An 18,052-nucleotide genomic window follows, 5' to 3' on the forward strand; every position below is an offset into this window, starting at 1 on the left:
AGCGAAACCCGAAAAAGGAGACCCCATGCTCGGTTACAAGGTGCCCGCCCCCGACGAGGCGATGCTCGTCTCGGGCGGCCGAAGCAAGAGCAACGCCCCCTTCCGCGTCGTGACCGGCCACGGCGCGTTCATCATGCCGTTCTTCCGCAAGGCCCGCTTCCTCACGCTGGCGATGTGTGAGGCCGAGGTCTCCGAGAAATGCGTGACCCAACAGGGCATCACGCTCAATGTCCGGGCGGTGATCGCCTTCAAGGTCGGCAACGACGCCGAGAGCATCATCAGCGCCGGACAACGCTTCCTGTCCGAACAGGACCAGATGTCCGTGCTGACCGGGCGCATCTTCGCCGGTCACCTGCGCTCGATCATCGGCTCGATGACCGTCGAGCAGATCATCCGGGAACGCCAGAAACTGGCGACCGAGGTCCTCGACGGCTCCAAGGAGGAGATGGCCCGGATCGGGCTCACCGTCGACGCGCTGCAGATCCAGTCCATCGACGACGACGGGCTCGGCTACATCAACGCGATGTCGGCGCCGCACAACGCGGCCATCCAGCAGCAGGCCCAGATCGCACAGGCGCAGGCCAATCAGCTGGCCGCCGAAGCCGAGCAGGAGTCGCAGCGCAAGCAGGCGGAATTCGCCCGCGAGACCGCGATCGTCAAGGCGCAGTACAAGGCCGAGGTCGACAAGGCGCAGGCGGAGGCGGCCCAGGCGGGCCCGTTGGCCGAGGCCGAGGCCCAGCGCGAGGTGCTGCAGATGCGCACCGAGCTGGCCCAGCGCGCCGCCGAGCTGCGCCAGCAGGAGCTGGTCGCCGAGGTGGTCAAGCCCGCCGAGGCCGAGGCCGAACGCGTCCGGATCCTGGCCGTCGCCGACGCGGAGAAGATGAAGATCCAGGCGGAGGCGGCGGCGTCGCACAACCGGGTGGCGCTCGACAAGGCGCTCATCGACCAGCTGCCCGAGATCGTGGAGAAGGCGGCCCGGGGGCTCGCCAACGCCAACGTGACCGTGCTCAACGGCGCCGAAGGGCTGACCGAGGTGGCCAGCGGCCTGGTCGCGCAGGGCAGGGCGATCTTCGACGCCCTGCGCGGCACCGTCGACTACTACGACGACGAGGACGGCGCACCGCCGCTCGCCACTAACTCCGAATCCGGCTCGACCAGCCGCTGAGTGGGACCCGCCGCATACCCGATAATGGTGGCGGCCGCCTCGTCGTGGTGCGACACTGGAACGCCACTTGAGCAACTGGGCGAAAGGTCCACCGACGTGAGCAAAAAGGTCCAATCAGCAGCGGATGCGGCGCGGGCGAACCTGGCCGCCGAGCTGGAGCGGCTACGGCAGCGGCGGGACCGCCTGGAGGTCGAGGTCAGGAACGACCGCGGCATGGTGGGCGATCACGGCGACGCGGCCGAGGCGATTCAGCGCGCCGAGGAGCTGGTTGGGCTCAGCGATCGGATCAACGAGCTGGATCGGCGCATGCGGACCGGGCCGTCGCGGCCCGATGCATCGGAAACGCTGCCGGGGGGCACCGAGGTGACCCTGCGGTTCTCCGACGGTGAAGTGGTCACCATGCACGTGATCTCCATCGTCGAAGAGACGCCGGTCGGCCGGGAAGGTGAAACGTTGACGGCGCGCAGCCCGTTGGCCCAGGCCCTGGCCGGACACAAGGCGGGCGACACGGTGACCTACTCGACCCCGCAGGGCGAGGATCAGGTCGAGCTGATATCGGTCAAGCTGCCCCGTTAGCGCCTCTCCGCCGGGTCCCGGGATGCCGCGGCGTTCCCGTTAAACTCCCCCCAATGGTTGCCCCGCTGCCCGACGCCGCGCCGCCGAGCCCGCAGTTGAGTCTGACGACCCAGATGACGCGGTTCGTCGTCACCGGCGGCCTGGCGGGGATCGTGGACTTCGGCCTGTACCTGGCGCTGTACAAAGCCGTCGGCGTCCAGGTTGACCTGGCCAAGGCCAGCAGCTTCGTCGTCGGCACCATCACCGCCTATCTGATCAACCGCCGGTGGACGTTCCGGGCCGCCCCGAGCACCGCGCGGTTCGTCGCGGTCATGGTTCTGTACGGCATCACCTTCGCCGTGCAGGTCGGGCTCAACCATCTGTGCCTGGCGCTTTTGCACTACCGCGGGTGGGCGATACCCGTCGCGTTCGTGATCGCGCAGGGCACGGCGACGGTGATCAACTTCGTCGTGCAGCGGGCGGTAATCTTCCGCATTCGCTGAGCCGACGTTCGCAAGCGGTACCCTCTGTGACGATGTTGAGCACCGATGTTTTGACCACCGCCACCCGGCTGACCGGCTTTGGCCGCACCGCGCCGTCGGTGGCCGAGGTGCTTTCGACCCGGGACCCCGAGGTGGTCGCCAAGGCCGTCGCCCGGGTGGCCGAATCGGGCGGCCCCAACGGCCGCGGCGTCATCGCGCGCGGGCTGGGCCGGTCCTACGGCGACAACGCCCAAAACGGCGGCGGCCTGGTGATCGACATGACGGGCCTCAACCGGATCCACTCGATCAGCGCCGACACCCGGCTGGTCGACGTCGACGCGGGCGTCAGCCTGGACCAGCTGATGAAGGCGGCGCTCCCGTTCGGGCTGTGGGTTCCGGTGCTGCCGGGCACGCGCCAGGTCACCGTAGGCGGCGCGATCGCCTGCGACATCCACGGCAAGAACCATCACAGCGCGGGCAGCTTCGGCAACCACGTGCGCTCGATGGACCTGCTCATGGCCGACGGCAGCGTCCGCACCCTCACCCCCGACGGTGACGACGCCGAGCTGTTCTGGGTCACCGTGGGTGGCAACGGCCTGACCGGGATCGTCCTGCGCGCGACCATCGAGATGACGCCCACCGAGACGGCCTATTTCGTCGCCGACGGGGTGGCCACCAAGGACCTCGACGAAACGGTCGCCGTGCACCTCGACGGCAGCGAGGCCAACTACACCTACTCCAGTGCCTGGTTCGACCTGATCAGTCCGCCCCCCAAGCTCGGCCGCGCCGCCGTCAGCCGCGGCAGTCTGGCGAAGCTGGACCAACTGCCCAAGAAGCTTGCCAGGAATCCGCTGAAATTCGATGCGCCACAACTGTTGACGGTGCCGAACGTTTTTCCGGTCAGCGCGATGAACAAGCTGTCCTTCATGGCGATCGGCGAGGTGTACTACCGGCTGGGCGGCAGCTACACCGGCAAGATCATGAACCTGTCGCAGTTCTACCACATGCTCGACCTGGTCAGTGGTTGGAACAACGCTTACGGCCCAATGGGTTTCGCGCAGCACCAGTTCCTCGTCCCGCCGGACGCGATGGACGAGTTCAAGGCCATCATCCGCTGGATCCAGACCCGCGGCCACTACTCGGCACTGAACGTGTTCAAACTGTTCGGGCCGGGCAACCGCGCACCGCTGAGTTTCCCGATGGCCGGCTGGAACGTCGCGATGGACTTCCCCAACAAGCCGGGAATCAACGAGTTCCTCAACGAACTCGACCGGCGCGTACTGGAATTCGGCGGCCGGGTGTACACGGCCAAGGATTCCCGCGCGAGCGCCGAGACCTTCCACGCCATGTACCCCCGCATCGACGAGTGGATCGCGGTGCGCCGCAAGGTGGATCCCGCCGGGGTGTTCGCCTCGGACATGGCCCGACGTTTGGAGCTGTTGTAAATGGTGCGCCAATGGTTTTAGATGCCGTGGGAAATCCGCAGACCATCCTGCTGCTCGGCGGGACCTCCGAGATCGGGCTGGCAATCTGTAAGCGCTACCTGCAGAACGCGCATGCCCGCATCGTGCTGGCCGCCATGCCCGATGACCCGGGCCGTGATGCCGCCGTCGCCCAGATGAAGGCGGCGGGTGCGCGGTCGGTGGAGCTGATCGACTTCGAAGCCACCGACGCCGACAGTCATCCGAAGACGATCGAGGCGGCCTTCGCCCACGGTGATGTCGACGTGGCGATCGTCGCCTTCGGGATCCTCGGCGACGCCGAGGAGTTGTGGCAGGACCAGCGCAAGGCCGTCTTGGCCGCCGAAATCAATTACACCGCCGCCGTTTCGGTGGGTGTACTGCTCGGCGAGAAGATGCGCGCCCAGGGCTTCGGCCAGATCATCGCGATGAGCTCGGCCGCCGGGGAGCGGGTGCGGCGATCCAACTTCGTCTACGGCTCCACCAAGGCGGGGCTGGACGGCTTCTATCTGGGGCTCGGAGAAGCGTTGCGCGAGTATGGCGTTCGCGTCCTGGTCATCCGCCCGGGTCAGGTTCGTACCCGGATGAGCGCGCACGTCAAGGAAGCGCCGCTGACCGTGGACAAGGAGTACGTCGCCAACCTCGCCGTGACCGCCGCCGCAAAAGGTAAGGAATTGGTTTGGGCGCCAGCAGCATTCCGGTACGTGATGATGGTGTTGCGACACATCCCGCGCAGCGTCTTCCGCAAGCTGCCAATCTGATCATGCGCAACGCGCTGGCCAGTCTCGGCCAGATGGCGGTCGCGGTGGCGGTGGCCGTCGTGGTCGCGGTGGTCTCGCTGGTCGCCATCGCCCGCGTGCAGTGGCCGGCCTTCCCGTCGTCCAACCAGCTGCACGCGCTGACCACCGTGGGGCAGGTCGGCTGCCTGGCCGGTCTGGTCGCCGTGGGCTGGGCATGGGGGCGCTCCGGCCGGTTCCGGTGGCTCGCGCAGCTGGGCGGGCTGGTGTTCGTGTCCGCGTTCACCGTCGTGACGCTGGGCATGCCGCTGGGCGCGACCAAGCTGTACCTGTTCGGCATCTCCGTCGACCAGCAGTTCCGCACCGAGTACCTGACCCGGCTCGCCGACAGCCCCGCCCTGCGCGACATGACCTACATCGGGCTGCCGCCGTTCTACCCACCCGGCTGGTTCTGGATCGGCGGGCGCGCCGCGGCGCTGAGCGGAGCACCGGCCTGGGAGGTCTACAAGCCGTGGGCCGTCACCTCGATCACGATCGCGGTGGCCATCGCCCTGGTGCTGTGGTGGCGGATGGTCCGCTTCGAGTACGCGCTGATCGTCACCACCGCGACGGCGGCCGCGACGCTCGCCTACGGCTCGCCCGAGCCCTACGCGGCCATGATCACAGTGCTGCTGCCGCCGGTGCTGGTGCTGACCTGGTCGGGTCTGCGCGGCGGCGAACGCAACGGCGGGTGGGCCGCCGTGGTTGGTGCGGGCCTATTCCTCGGCTGGACGGCGACCTGGTACTCGCTGCTGCTGGCCTTCAGCGCATTCACGGTGTTGCTCATGGCGCTATTGCTGGCCGGTGCGCGCTGGCGGCGCGGCGGCTTCGGGGCCGCGCTCGACCCGGTGCGCCGGCTGGCCCTCATCGCGGTCATCGCCGCGGCGATCGCGAGCACCACCTGGCTGCCGTTCCTGTTGCGGGCGCTCCGCAGCCCGGTCAGCAACTCCGGCAGCGCCTTTCACTACCTACCGGCCGACGGCGCCGTGCTGACCTTCCCCATGCTGCAGTTCTCTCTGCTGGGCGCGGTCTGCCTGCTGGGCGCCCTGTGGTTGGTGGTGCGGGCGGGTTCCTCCGTGCGGGCGGGGGCCATCGGCATCGGGGTGCTGGCGGTCTACTTGTGGTCGCTGCTTTCGATGCTGACGACGCTGGCGCGCACCACGCTGCTGTCCTTCCGGCTGCAGCCGACGTTGACCGTGTTGTTGGTGGCCGCCGGGGCCTTCGGCTTCGTCGAGGCCGTCGGGGCGCTGTCCGCGCGCGGGCGGGCCGTCCTGCCCGTCGCCGGCGCCGTCGGCCTGGCCGCCGCGATCGCATTCAGCCAGGACATTCCCGACGTGCTGCGCCCGGATCTCACCATCGCCTACACCGACACCGACGGCAACGGCCAGCGCGGTGACCGCCGGCCGCCGAGTTCGGAGAAGTTCTACCCCGACATCGACCACGCCATCACGACCGCGACCGGCAGGCCCCGCGACCAGACCGTTGTGATGACCGCCGACTACAGCTTCCTGTCCTTCTATCCCTACTGGGGATTCCAGGGGTTGACGTCGCACTACGCCAACCCGCTCGCGCAATTCGACCTGCGGGGCGCCCAGATCAACAAGTGGTCCAAGCTCAAGTCGGCCGACGACCTCATCCACGCGCTCGACACCTGTCCATGGCCACCACCCACGGTGTTTCTCATGCGCCGCGGCGCGAACGGCAACTACACGCTGCGGCTCGCTGAGGACGTGTATCCCAACCAGCCCAACGTCCGTCGCTACACCGTCGACCTGCGGGCCGCCCTCTTCGACAGCCCACAGTTCGTCGTGCACAGCGCCGGCCCGTTCGTGGTGGCCATCCGCAAGCCCCCGACAAGCCGCTCATGAGCACCGACACCTCGCCGCCCGGCGTCGAAGAACTAGCATCTACCACCGTGACCGACACGGGAGCGAACCACCGGATCACTCGGTTGGTTGCCACCGTCGCCGGGCTGCTCGGGGCCCTGCTGGCCATCGCCACCCCGCTGCTGCCGGTCAACCAGACCACCGCACAGCTCAACTGGCCCCAGAACGGCAACTTCGAGAGCGTCGACGCGCCGCTGATCGGGTACGTCGCCACCGACCTCAACATCACCGTGCCGTGCCAGGCCGCCGCCGGGCTGGCCGGCCCGGCGAACACGGCGAAGACGGTGCTGTTGTCGACGGTGCCCAAGCAGGCCCCCAAGGCCGTCGACCGCGGGCTGCTCATCCAACGCGCCAACGACTACCTGGTGGTGGTGGTGCGCAACGTCGCGGTGGTGACCGCCCCGCTGAACCAGGTGCTGAGCCCGGCCTGCCAGCGGTTGACCTTCACCGCGCACGCCGATCGCGTCACCGCCGAGTTCGTCGGGCTGACCCAGGGACCCAACGCCGAGCATCCCGGCTCGCCGCTGCGCGGGGAGAAGTGCGGCTATGACTTCCGGCCGCAAATCGTCGGCGTCTTCACCGATCTGGCGGGGCCGGCGCCGCCGGGCCTGAGCTTCTCGGCGACCGTCGACACCCGCTACAGCAGCAGCCCCACCCAGCTGAAGATGGCGGCAATGATCCTCGGGGTGGTCCTGACCGCCGCCGCCCTGGTCGCGCTGCACCTGCTCGACACCGCGGACGGCAGCCGGCATCGCCGCTTCCTGCCGTCCCGCTGGTGGTCGATCGGCGGCCTGGACGCGCTGGTGATCGCCGTGCTGGTGTGGTGGCAGTTCGTCGGGGCCAACACGTCCGACGACGGCTACATCCTGACCATGGCCCGGGTTTCCGAGCACGCCGGCTACATGGCCAACTACTACCGCTGGTTCGGCACGCCGGAGGCACCCTTCGGCTGGTACTACGACCTGCTGGCGTTGTGGGCCCACGTCAGCACCGCCAGCATCTGGATGCGGTTGCCCACCCTGGCCATGGCCCTGACGTGCTGGTGGGTGATCAGCCGGGAAGTCATGCCGCGCCTGGGTCACGCCGTGAAGCTGAACCGCGGCGCGGCGTGGACGGCGGCCGGCATGTTCCTGGCCGTGTGGCTGCCGCTCAACAACGGCCTGCGGCCCGAGCCGATCATCGCGTTGGGCATCCTGCTGACCTGGTGCTCGGTGGAACGCGCGGTGGCCACCAGCCGGTTGCTGCCGGTGGCGGTCGCCTGCATCATCGGTGCGCTGACGCTGTTTTCCGGACCGACGGGCATCGCCTCGATCGGTGCGCTGCTCGTCGCGATCGGGCCGCTGCGGACCATCCTGCATCGGCGGTCCAAGCGGTTCGGCGCGCTGCCGCTGGTGGCGCCTCTGTTCGCCGCGGTCACCGTCACCGCCATCCTCATCTTCCGCGACCAGACCCTGGCGGGCGAGGTTCAGGCCAGCATGCTCAAGCGCGCCGTCGGCCCCAGCCTGAGTTGGTTCGACGAACACATCCGCTACGAGCGCTTGTTCATGGCCAGCCCCGACGGGTCGGTCGCCCGCCGCTTCGCCGTGCTGGCGCTGGTCCTGGCGCTCGGGATCACGGTCGCAATGTCGTTGCGCAAGGGCCGGATTCCGGGCACGGCCGCCGGGCCGAGCCGCCGCATCGTCGGGATCACCATCATCTCGTTCATCGCGATGATGTTCACTCCCACCAAGTGGACCCACCACTTCGGGGTGTTCGCCGGGCTGGCCGGGCCGCTGGGCGCGCTGGCCGCGATCGCCGTGACGTCCGTGGCGATGCGATCCCGGCGCAACCGCACCATGTTCGCCGCCGTCGTGCTGTTCCTGGTGGCCTTGTCGTTCGCCAGCGTCAACGGCTGGTGGTATGTGTCTAATTTCGGTGTGCCATGGTCGAATTCGTTCCCGGCGTGGCACTATGCCTTCGCCACCGCGCTGCTCGGGCTGACCGTCGTGGTGTTGCTGCTGGCGGCCTGGTTCCACTTCGTTTCGCTGAACGACGGGCCGCCCAAGACCCGGTACGGGTCACGCGTGGCCGGAATCGTCCAGTCCCCGTTGGCAATTGCGACGTGGCTGCTGGTGGTGTTCGAGGTGGCATCGCTGACCCTGGCGATGACCGACCAGTACCCCGCATGGACGGTGGGTCGCTCCAACCTCGAGGCGCTGACCGGCAAATCGTGCGGGCTGGCCGAGGACGTGCTGGTGGAACAGGACCCCAACGCCGGCACCCTGTCGCCGGTGAGCGCCACCGCGGGTGACGCCCTCGGTGCGGGCCTCTCGGAAGCCTTCACGCCCAACGGAATTCCCGCCGACGTCCGCGCCGACCCCGTGATGGAGCGTCCAGGTGACCGCAGCTTCATCAACGACGACAAGCTGGTCACCGGCGCCGAGGCCGGCACCGAGGGCGGTACCACTCCGGCGCCGGGAATCAACGGTTCGGTTGCCCAGCTGCCCTACAACCTCGATCCGTCGCGCACCCCCGTCCTGGGCAGCTGGCGGCCCGGCATCCAGGTGCCCGCCCACCTGCGATCGGGCTGGTACCGACTGCCCGATCGCGACCAGGCGCGGCCGCTGTTGGTGGTCAGCGCGGCCGGCCGCTTCGACCCCCGCGAGGTCCAGGTCCAGTGGGCCACCGATGACGAAGCGGCGCACGGGCATCCCGGTGGGTCGTTCCAGCTCGCGGATGTGGGGGCCTCACCGGCCTGGCGCAACTTGCGCTTGCCGTTGTCGGCCATCCCCAGCGGCGCCACCCAGATCCGGTTGGTCGCCGACGACGAGGACCTGGCGCCGCAGCACTGGATCGCACTCACACCGCCCCGGATTCCGCAGCTGCGCACGCTGCAGGACGTGGTTGGGTCGCGGGACCCGGTGTTTCTGGACTGGTTGGTCGGGCTGGCGTTTCCCTGCCAGCGGCCGTTCGGCCACCAGAACGGCGTCGACGAGGCGCCGAAATGGCGCATCCTGCCGGACCGTTTCGGCGCCGAGGCCAACTCGCCGGTGATGGACAACAACGGCGGCGGACCGCTGGGCGTCACCGAGCTGCTGGCAAAGGCGACCACCATGGCCACCTATCTGAAGGACGACTGGTCGCGCGACTGGGGCTCGCTGCAACGGCTGACGCCGTATTACCCCGATGCGCAGCCCGCCCGCCTGCAGCTCGGTACGGCAACGCGCAGCGGCCTGTGGAATCCCGCGCCCCTGCGCAAGACTTAGCCGTCACAACCCGGGCAGGCAGTTGATGAACGGGATGCACGGAGGCGAGGGCGGCCGCGGTGGTGGAAAACCTTCGATGATGGTCGAATTGGTCACCGGGCTGTTCTGATCGAAATACCAAGGGTGGCAGACGTTTCTGTCCCAGTTCGGCATGTTCTTGAGCTCTGGTGAGCCCGGGCACCATTGATAGGTGCAGCGAAGCCGCCCGAAAGCAATGCACCAGCGAGCATCCGCTTGGCGTTGTGACCGATGTTCATGCCGCCAGTGCAGGCGGTCGGGGCCGCTACCGATCCCAAGGTCGCGGCCGATCGCAGGGTTGGCGCCCACCATTGGTAAGTGTAAGCTTACGGTTCGTGGCGGCTTACCAAACCGACGGAGATGTCTGGGACGCCCTGGCGGACCGGACGCGGCGGGCCATCTTGGAGCGGCTTGCGCACGGGCCGGCCGCGGTCGGCGAACTGGCGCGGCATCTGCCCGTCAGCAGACCGGCCGTCTCCCAACACCTCAAGGTGCTCAAATGCGCGGGGCTGGTGCGCGACCGCGCCGCAGGCACCCGGCGCGTATATCAACTCGACCCGACGGGCCTCGAGGCATTGCGCGCCGACCTCGACCGGTTCTGGGCGCAGGCTCTGGCCGGCTACGCCCGAAAGATCGACGAGAGTAAAGGAGAAGACCTGTGACGCAACGGATCCCGAACGTTATGCACCACGTTTTGGTCAACGCCCCGATCGAGCGGGCATTCGCCGTCTTCACCGAGCAGTTCGGTGACTTCAAACCCCGGGAGCACAACCTGCTCTCGGTCCCGATCGCCGAAACGGTCTTCGAGCCCCGGGTGGGCGGGCACATCTACGACCGCGGCGTCGACGGCAGCGTTTGCCGCTGGGCGCGGATCTTGGCCTACGAGCCGCCCCGCCGCCTCGTGTTCACCTGGGATATCGGCCCCACGTGGCAACTGGAACCCGACCAGTCGAAAACCAGTGAAGTCGAGGTGCGCTTCACCGCCGAGTCCGACGACCGCACCCGGGTCGATCTCGAACATCGCCACCTGGACCGCCACGGACCCGGATGGGAATCCGTCGCCGAGGGCGTCGACGGTGACGCGGGCTGGCCGCTGTACCTGGACCGCTATGCGCGCCTGCTCGCCGGGGCCCGGCAATGACGGCCACCCTGATGAGCATGGCCCACGACGAGCGGGCCGACCTGGCGGATTTCCTGGCCACCCTGACGCCGCAGCAGTGGAACGCCCCCAGCCTGTGCTCGAAGTGGACCGTGAAAGAGGTTGTCGCGCATGTGGTCAGCTACGAAGAGCTGGGTCCGCTGGCGCTACTGAAGCGCTTCGCCAAGGGCTGGGTCGTCCGGGCCAACCAGGTGGGTGTCGACGAGTTCGCCGGCCTGAGCGCGCGACAGCTGCTCGACTTTCTGCGTGCTCATCTCCAACCACGCGGGCTGACAGCGGGTTTCGGCGGAATGATCGCGCTCGTCGACGGCACCATCCATCACCAAGACATCCGCCGCGCGCTGGGCCGGCCGCGCAGCGTGCCGGCCGATCGGCTCGAGCGGGTCCTCGGGCTGGTGCCGGGCAACCCCAGGCTCGGTGCCGGCCGCCGGATCAGGGGCCTGCGATTGCGCGCCACCGACGTCGACTGGGAACACGGCCGCGGGCCGGAAGTCACCGGCCCCGGTGAGGCGCTGCTGATGGCGATGTCCGGCCGCCCCGCGGCGCTCGCCGACCTCGCCGGCCCGGGCCTGGACACACTGGCCGCCCGGCTCCCCGGCTGAGGCCGCGCGGCCCCGCGCGGCCCCGCGTCCTCAGCGGACAAAGGAGCTTCGCTTACGATCGAGCCTCGTGCCCCACGACGATGATCAGCGTTCGCAGCGGATCCCTCGCTTGGTGGCAGTCGTCGCGGGCCTCGTGGGTCTGCTGTTGTGCGTTCTGGTTCCGTTGCTCCCGGTGAAACAGACCACGGCGACGGTGCTGTGGCCGCAGGGCACCGCGGACGGGCACGTCACCCAGATCACCGCGCCCCTGGTGTCCGGGGCGCCGCGCGCGCTGGACATCTCCATCCCGTGCGCGGCGATCGCCACCCTGCCCGCCGGCGGCGGCCTGGTGGTCTCCACCCTGCCCGCCGGCGGGATGGACGCCGGCAAGAACGGGCTGTTCGTGCGGGCGGACAAGGACCTGGTGGTCGTGGCCTTCCGCGACACCGTCGCCGCGGCCGCGCCGCGCCCGGCGGTCGCCGGCGGGGCCTGCAGCGTGCTGCACGCCTGGGCCGACGCGGGCGCGGCGGGTGCGGAGTTCGTCGGCATGCCCGGCGCCTCCGGGATACTGCCCTCGGAAAAGAAGCCCCAGGTCGGCGGCATCTTCACGGACCTGAAGGTGCCCGCCCAGCCCGGGCTGTCGGCCCGCGTCGACATCGACACCCGGTTCATTACGGCCCCAACCGCCCTCAAACAGCTCGCCATGGGCGTGGGCGCGCTGGCCGTCCTGACGGCCGTCATCGCGCTGGCCGCGCTCGACCGCCGCAGTCGGGGCGGCGGCACGCTGGTCAATTGGCAGTCCCCGATCGCCTGGCTTTCCCGGTACCGTCCCCGTGCGCGCTGGAATTCGTGGCGGCGCGTCGGCATCGCCACCTGGATCGCCGACGCCGGCGTGATCGCGACGCTGCTGGTCTGGCACGTCATCGGCGCCACCTCGTCCGATGACGGCTACAACCTGACCATCGCCCGGGTCGCCCCGAAGGGCGGCTACATCGCCGACTACTACCGCTACTTCGGCACGACGGACGCACCGTTCGACTGGTACCTGGGGGTGCTGTCCAGGCTGGCGTCGGTGAGCACCGCCGGCGTGTGGATGCGGCTGCCGGCCACGCTGGCCGGCATCGCCTGCTGGCTGGTGATCAGCCACTTGATCCTGCGCAGGCTGGGGCCCGGCAGGGGCGGCCTGGCGGCCAACCGGGTGGCCGTCTTCACCGCGGGCGCGGTGTTCCTGGCCGCCTGGCTGCCGTTCAACAACGGTCTGCGGCCCGAGCCGCTGATCGCGCTCGGGGTGCTGATCACCTGGATCCTGGTCGAACGCGCGATCGCGCTGCAGCGCCTGGCCCCGGCCGCCGTCGCCATCTTCGTCGCAATGCTCACCGCGACGCTGGCGCCGCAGGGCCTGATCGCCGTCGCGGCGCTGCTGACCGGCTCGCGGGCCGTCGCCCAGACGATCCGGCGGCGCCGGGCGACCGACGGGCTGCTCGCTCCGCTGGCGGTGCTGGGGGCGTCGCTGTCGCTGATCACCGTCGTGGTGTTCCGCAGTCAGACGCTGGCGACCGTCGCCGAGTCGGCGCGGATCAAATACAAGGTCGGGCCGACGATCGCGTGGTACCAGGACTGGCTTCGCTACTACTTCCTGACGGTGGAGTCCAACCCCGACGGGTCGATGGCGAGGCGATTCGCGGTCCTGGTGCTATTGCTGTGCCTGTTCGGGATGCTGGTCATCCTGCTGCGCCGGGGCGGGGTGCCCGGGGTGGCCAGCGGTCCGGCCTGGCGGTTGATCGGCACCACGGCGGTCGGCCTGTTGCTGTTGACGTTCACCCCGACGAAGTGGGCGGTCCAGTTCGGCGCCTTCGCCGGACTGGCCGGGGCGCTGGGCGCGGTCACCGCGTTCGCCTTGGCGCGGATCGGACTGCACAACCGCCGCAACCTGACGCTGTACGTCACGGCCCTGCTGTTCGTGCTGGCGGTCGCGACCTCCGGCGTCAACGGCTGGTTCTACGTGGGCAACTACGGGGTGCCGTGGTACGACATCCAGCCGGTCGTCGCCAGCCACCCCGTGACGTCGATGTTCTTGACGCTGTCCATCCTCACCGGCCTGCTGGCCGCCTGGCAGCACTTCCGCATGGACTACGCCGGGCACACCGAGGTCAAGGACAGCCGGCGCAACCGGGTGCTGGCGTCGACCCCGCTGCTGGTGGTCGCGACCATCATGGTGGTCGGCGAAGTCGCCTCGTTGACCAAGGGCGCGGTGTTCCGCTACCCGCTCTACACCACCGGCAAGGCCAATCTGGCCGCCATCAGTTCGGGGCTGTCGCCCGCCAGCTGCGCGATGGCCGACGACGTGCTGACCGAGCCCGACCCCAACGCCGGCATGCTCGAGCCGGCGCCCGGGCAGACCTTCGGCCCGGACGGCCCGCTCGGCGGCGCCAATCCGGTCGGCTTCAAACCCGATGGCGTCGGCGACGACCTGAGGTCTTATCCGGTGGTCACCAAGCCGGGAGTGGTGAATTCCGACGCGTCACCGAACAAGCCGAACGCCGCGATGAGTGACTCCGCGGGGACCGCCGGCGGGAAAGGCCCCGCCGGTGTCAACGGCTCGCACGCGGCGCTGCCGTTCGGCCTCGACCCGGCCCGCACCCCGGTGATGGGCAGCTACGGCGAGAACTCGCTGGCCGCCACCGCTACCTCGGCCTGGTACCAGCTGCCGCCGCGCACCGGCGACCGTCCGATCGTCGTGGTTTCGGCGTCCGGCGCCATCTGGTCGTACAAGGAGGACGGCACCTTCACCTATGGGCAGTCGCTGAAGTTGCAGTGGGGCGTGGCCCGCCCCGACGGCAGCACCCAGCCGCTCGCGGAGGTGCAGCCGATCGACATCGGGCCCGAGCCGGCGTGGCGCAATCTGCGATTCCCGCTGACCTGGGCGCCGCCCGAGGCGAACGTGGCGCGGATCGTCGCCTACGACCCGAACCTGAGTTCGGACCAGTGGTTCGCGTTCACGCCGCCGCGGGTTCCGGTGCTGCGGACCCTGCAGCAATTGATGGGATCGCAGACGCCGGTGCTGATGGACATCGCGACCGCCGCGAACTTCCCGTGCCAGCGGCCGTTCTCCGAACACCTTGGCGTTGCCGAACTTCCGCAGTACCGCATCCTGCCGGACCACAAACAAACGGCGTCGTCGTCGAACGGGTGGCAGTCCGGTGAGGCCGGCGGGCCGTTCCTGTTCCTGCAGACGATGCTGCGCACCTCGACGGTCGCGACGTATCTGCGTGGCGACTGGTATCGGGACTGGGGATCCGTGGAGCAGTACTTCCGGTTGGTGCCGGCTGATCAGGCGCCGGACGCCGTAATCGAACAGGGTGTGATGACAGTGCACGGCTGGAGCCGGCAGGGACCGATTCGGGCGCTCCCATGACCGTCACGACCGTCAAGAACGTGAGGGTGACGCGGTGGGTCGCGACGATCGCCGGGCTGATCGGCTTCATCCTGTCGGTGGCCACCCCGCTGCTGCCCGTCGTGCAGACCACCGCGACGCTGAATTGGCCGCAGAACGGCCAGTTGAACAGCGTTACCGCGCCGCTGATTTCGCTGACCCCCGTCGACGTGCACGTCACCGTGCCGTGCTCGGTGGCGCGCGACCTGCCACCGGAGGGCGGCGTCGTGCTCAGCACCGCGCCCAAGAAGGGCAAGGACGCCGCGCTGAACGCGTTGTTCGTGGTCGTCAACGGCAAGCGCGTGGACGTCACCGACCGCAACGTGGTGATCGCCAGCGCGGCGCGTGACCAGGTGGCATCCCCCCAATGTCAGCGCATCGAGATCACCTCTACGAAGGCGGGCGCCTACGCCACGTTTGTCGGACTGAACGATCCGGCGGGCAGACCGCTCGGCGGCGGTTTCCCCGATCCGAACCTGCGGCCGCAAATCGTGGGGGTGTTCACCGACCTGACCGGCCCCGCCCCGCCGGATTTGCAGCTGTCGGCCACCATCGACACCCGGTTCTCCACCACCCCAACGACTTTGAAACTTGTCGCGATGGTGCTGGCGATCGTGTCCACCATCGTCTCGCTGGTCGCGCTGTGGCGGCTCGACCAGTTGGACGGTCACCGGATGCGCCGGCTGATCCCGGCGAACTGGCGCACGTTCACCCTGGCCGACGTCACCGTGATCTCCGGATTCGTGCTGTGGCACGTGATCGGGGCGAACTCGTCGGACGACGGCTACATCCTGGGCATGGCCCGGGTCGCCGACCGCGCCGGCTACATGTCGAACTACTTCCGTTGGTTCGGTAGCCCCGAGGACCCCTTCGGCTGGTACTACAACCTGCTGGCGCTAATGACCCATGTCAGCGACGCCAGCCTGTGGATGCGGTTGCCGGACTTGATCGCAGGGATCGTGTGCTGGCTGCTGCTCTCGCGCGAGGTGCTGCCCCGGCTGGGGCCCGCGGTCGCCCGCAGCAAGGCGGCGAACTGGGCGGCGGGCATGGTCCTGTTGACCGCCTGGATGCCGTTCGACAACGGCCTGCGGCCCGAACCCATCATCGCCGTCGGATCGCTGATCACCTATGTGCTGATCGAGCGCTCGATGCGCTACAGCCGGCTGACGCCCGCGGCGCTGGCGGTCATCACCGCGGCCTTCACGCTCGGCGTCCAGCCCACCGGACTGATCGCGGTGGCCGCGCTGATCGCGGGTGGCCGTCCGATCCTGCGCATTCTGGTCCGCCGCCATCGCCTGGTCGGCACCTGGCCGCTGGTGGCACCCATGCTGGCCGCCGGAACGGTCATCCTGACCGTGGTGTTCGCCGACCAGACGCTGTCAACGGTGTTGGAAGCCACCAGGATTCGCACCGACATCGGGCCCAGCCAGGCCTGGTACACCGAGAACCTGCGCTACTACTACCTGATTCTGCCCACCGTCGACGGATCGCTTTCGCGCCGCTTCGGCTTCCTGATCACCGCGCTGTGCCTGTTCACGGCCGTGTTCATCATGTTGCGGCGCAAGCGAGTTCCCGGTGTGGCCCGTGGACCGGCGTGGCGACTGATGGGCGTCATCTTCGGCACCATGTTCTTCCTGATGTTCACGCCCACCAAGTGGGTGCACCACTTCGGGCTGTTCGCGGCGGTGGGGGCCGCGATGGCCGCGCTGACGACGGTGCTGGTGTCACATGAGGTGCTGCGCTGGTCGCGCAACCGGATGGCGTTTTTGGCGGCGGTGCTTTTCATCTTGGCGCTGTGCTTCGCCACCACCAACGGCTGGTGGTACGTCTCCAGCTATGGCGTGCCGTTTAACAGCAGCATGCCGAAAATCGGTGGAATCACGATCAGCACAATCTTTTTCGCATTATTCGCGATCGCCGCCCTGTGGGCGATGTACCTGCACTTCGCGTCCAGGAGCCGCGGCGAGGGACGGTTGGCGCGGCTGGTGACGGCGGCGCCCATCCCCGTCGCAGCGGGATTGATGGCGGTGGTGTTCATCGCGTCGATGACGGCCGGCATCGTGCGCCAGTACCCCACCTACTCCAACGCCTGGGACAACCTGCGGGAATTCAGCGGCGGTTGCGGGCTGGCCGACGACGTGCTCGTCGAGCCGGACAGCAACGCCGGCTTCATGGCGGCCCTGCCCGACAATTACGGCCCGCTGGGCCCGCTGGGGGGTGTCAACCCGACCGGGTTCACCCCCAACGGGGTACCGGATCGCACGCTCGCGGAGTCGGTCAAGGAGACGTCGGTGCCGCAGCCCGGAACCGACTACGACTGGGATGCGCCGACCAAGCTGAGCACGCCGGGTGTCAACGGGTCGACGGTGCCGCTGCCGTACGGCCTCAACCCCGATCAGGTGCCGCTGGCGGGCAGCTACACCAGCGGCGCGCAACAACAGAGCAAGCTGACCTCGGCGTGGTACCAACTGCCGAAGGCCGACGCCGGACACCCGTTGGTGGTGGTGACCGCCGCCGGCACGATCGCCGGCAACAGCATCCTGCACCACCACACCAACGGGCAGACCGTGGAATTGGAATTCGGCAAGCCCGGCCCCGGCGGCGCCGTGCTTCCGGCCGGGCGCCTGGTGCCTTATGACCTGTACGGCGAGCAACCCAAGGTATGGCGGAATCTGCGCTTCGCGCGCTCCCAGATGCCGACCGACGCCGTCGCGGTGCGGGTGGTCGCCGAGGACCTGTCCCTCACGCCGGACGACTGGATCGCCCTGACCCCGCCGCGCGTTCCGGAGCTGCGCTCGTTGCAGGAGTACGTCGGCTCGACGCAGCCGGTGCTGATGGACTGGGCGGTCGGACTGGCCTTCCCTTGCCAGCAGCCGATGCTGCACGTCAACGGCGTCACCGAGATCCCCAAGTTCCGGATCACTCCGGACTACAACGCCAAAAAGCAGGACACGGACACCTGGCAGGACGGGGTCAACGGCGGTCTGCTTGGGATCACCGATCTGCTCCTGCGCGCCCATGTGATGTCGACCTACCTGTCCCACGACTGGGGCCGCGACTGGGGATCGCTGCGCAAGTTCGACACCATCGCCGATGCGCAACCCGCGCGGCTCGACCTCGGCACCGCGACCCGCAGCGGGTGGTGGTCCCCCGGGCCGATCCGCATTAAGCCTTAGCTGCTTTATAAATGCATCGCCTTTAATTAGTCAGCCGCCAAATAGCTGCCTAAATTAACGGTCGAGTAATTGTCCGCATTGGGTTTAATTCCGCCGATTTCGGGTTAATACTCAGT

General features: G+C 68.7%; 13 protein-coding genes. 12 read left to right on the top strand and 1 reads right to left on the bottom strand.

Features of this window, described 5'->3' with window-relative positions:
• Window positions 1–25 precede the first annotated feature (25 nt).
• From A5756_RS14545 to A5756_RS14575, 7 genes are all read left to right on the top strand, one after another.
• Entirely contained in the window at window positions 26–1,165 is a 1,140-nt protein-coding gene (locus tag A5756_RS14545; protein ID WP_066953409.1) for a flotillin family protein, read from the top strand.
• A gap of 96 nt (window positions 1,166–1,261) precedes the next feature.
• Complete coding sequence (locus tag A5756_RS14550; RefSeq protein WP_066953603.1) at window positions 1,262–1,741, top strand: GreA/GreB family elongation factor; 480 nt, start codon at window positions 1,262–1,264, stop codon at window positions 1,739–1,741.
• A 113-nt stretch (window positions 1,742–1,854) separates the two neighbouring features.
• Window positions 1,855–2,223, top strand: a complete 369-nt coding sequence (locus tag A5756_RS14555; protein WP_156659544.1) for a GtrA family protein — start codon at window positions 1,855–1,857, stop codon at window positions 2,221–2,223.
• A 32-nt stretch (window positions 2,224–2,255) separates the two neighbouring features.
• The gene (locus tag A5756_RS14560) at window positions 2,256–3,647 is read left to right on the top strand and encodes an FAD-binding oxidoreductase (RefSeq protein WP_066953605.1); all 1,392 of its coding nucleotides are present in this window, start codon (window positions 2,256–2,258) and stop codon (window positions 3,645–3,647) included.
• Window positions 3,648–3,658: 11 nt separating this feature from the next.
• Entirely contained in the window at window positions 3,659–4,423 is a 765-nt protein-coding gene (locus tag A5756_RS14565; protein ID WP_066953413.1) for a decaprenylphospho-beta-D-erythro-pentofuranosid-2-ulose 2-reductase, read from the top strand.
• 2 nt (window positions 4,424–4,425) lie between these two features.
• The gene (locus A5756_RS14570) at window positions 4,426–6,306 is read left to right on the top strand and encodes a galactan 5-O-arabinofuranosyltransferase (protein ID WP_066953415.1); all 1,881 of its coding nucleotides are present in this window, start codon (window positions 4,426–4,428) and stop codon (window positions 6,304–6,306) included.
• On the top strand, window positions 6,303–9,569 hold the full coding sequence (locus A5756_RS14575; RefSeq protein WP_066953417.1) for an arabinosyltransferase domain-containing protein: 3,267 nt from the start codon (window positions 6,303–6,305) through the stop codon (window positions 9,567–9,569). Before A5756_RS14570 ends, A5756_RS14575 begins: the two co-directional genes overlap by 4 nt.
• 3 nt (window positions 9,570–9,572) lie before the next feature.
• Here the strand turns inward: A5756_RS14575 and A5756_RS25925 are convergent, their stop codons facing one another.
• A complete protein-coding gene (locus A5756_RS25925; protein ID WP_156659535.1) occupies window positions 9,573–9,896 on the bottom strand; it encodes a hypothetical protein in 324 nt (107 codons plus the stop codon).
• A 26-nt stretch (window positions 9,897–9,922) separates the two neighbouring features.
• On the opposite strand from A5756_RS25925, the gene A5756_RS14580 reads away from it, so the two are divergent.
• The 5 genes from A5756_RS14580 to A5756_RS14600 all read left to right on the top strand — a co-directional run bounded on the left by A5756_RS14580 (window position 9,923) and on the right by A5756_RS14600 (window position 17,936).
• On the top strand, window positions 9,923–10,249 hold the full coding sequence (locus tag A5756_RS14580; RefSeq protein ID WP_066953419.1) for a helix-turn-helix transcriptional regulator: 327 nt from the start codon (window positions 9,923–9,925) through the stop codon (window positions 10,247–10,249).
• A 20-nt stretch (window positions 10,250–10,269) separates the two neighbouring features.
• Complete coding sequence (locus tag A5756_RS14585; protein ID WP_066953607.1) at window positions 10,270–10,728, top strand: SRPBCC family protein; 459 nt, start codon at window positions 10,270–10,272, stop codon at window positions 10,726–10,728.
• Window positions 10,725–11,348, top strand: a complete 624-nt coding sequence (locus A5756_RS14590; protein ID WP_066953421.1) for a maleylpyruvate isomerase family mycothiol-dependent enzyme — start codon at window positions 10,725–10,727, stop codon at window positions 11,346–11,348. Before A5756_RS14585 ends, A5756_RS14590 begins: the two co-directional genes overlap by 4 nt.
• Window positions 11,349–11,415: 67 nt before the next feature.
• Window positions 11,416–14,742, top strand: coding sequence for an arabinosyltransferase domain-containing protein (locus A5756_RS14595; protein WP_066953424.1), 3,327 nt, complete (start codon window positions 11,416–11,418; stop codon window positions 14,740–14,742).
• The gene (locus tag A5756_RS14600) at window positions 14,739–17,936 is read left to right on the top strand and encodes an arabinosyltransferase domain-containing protein (RefSeq protein WP_066953427.1); all 3,198 of its coding nucleotides are present in this window, start codon (window positions 14,739–14,741) and stop codon (window positions 17,934–17,936) included. Before A5756_RS14595 ends, A5756_RS14600 begins: the two co-directional genes overlap by 4 nt.
• Window positions 17,937–18,052 lie beyond the last annotated feature (116 nt).

This window comes from Mycobacterium sp. 852002-53434_SCH5985345 (genome assembly GCF_001667155.1).
GTDB lineage: Bacteria > Actinomycetota > Actinomycetes > Mycobacteriales > Mycobacteriaceae > Mycobacterium.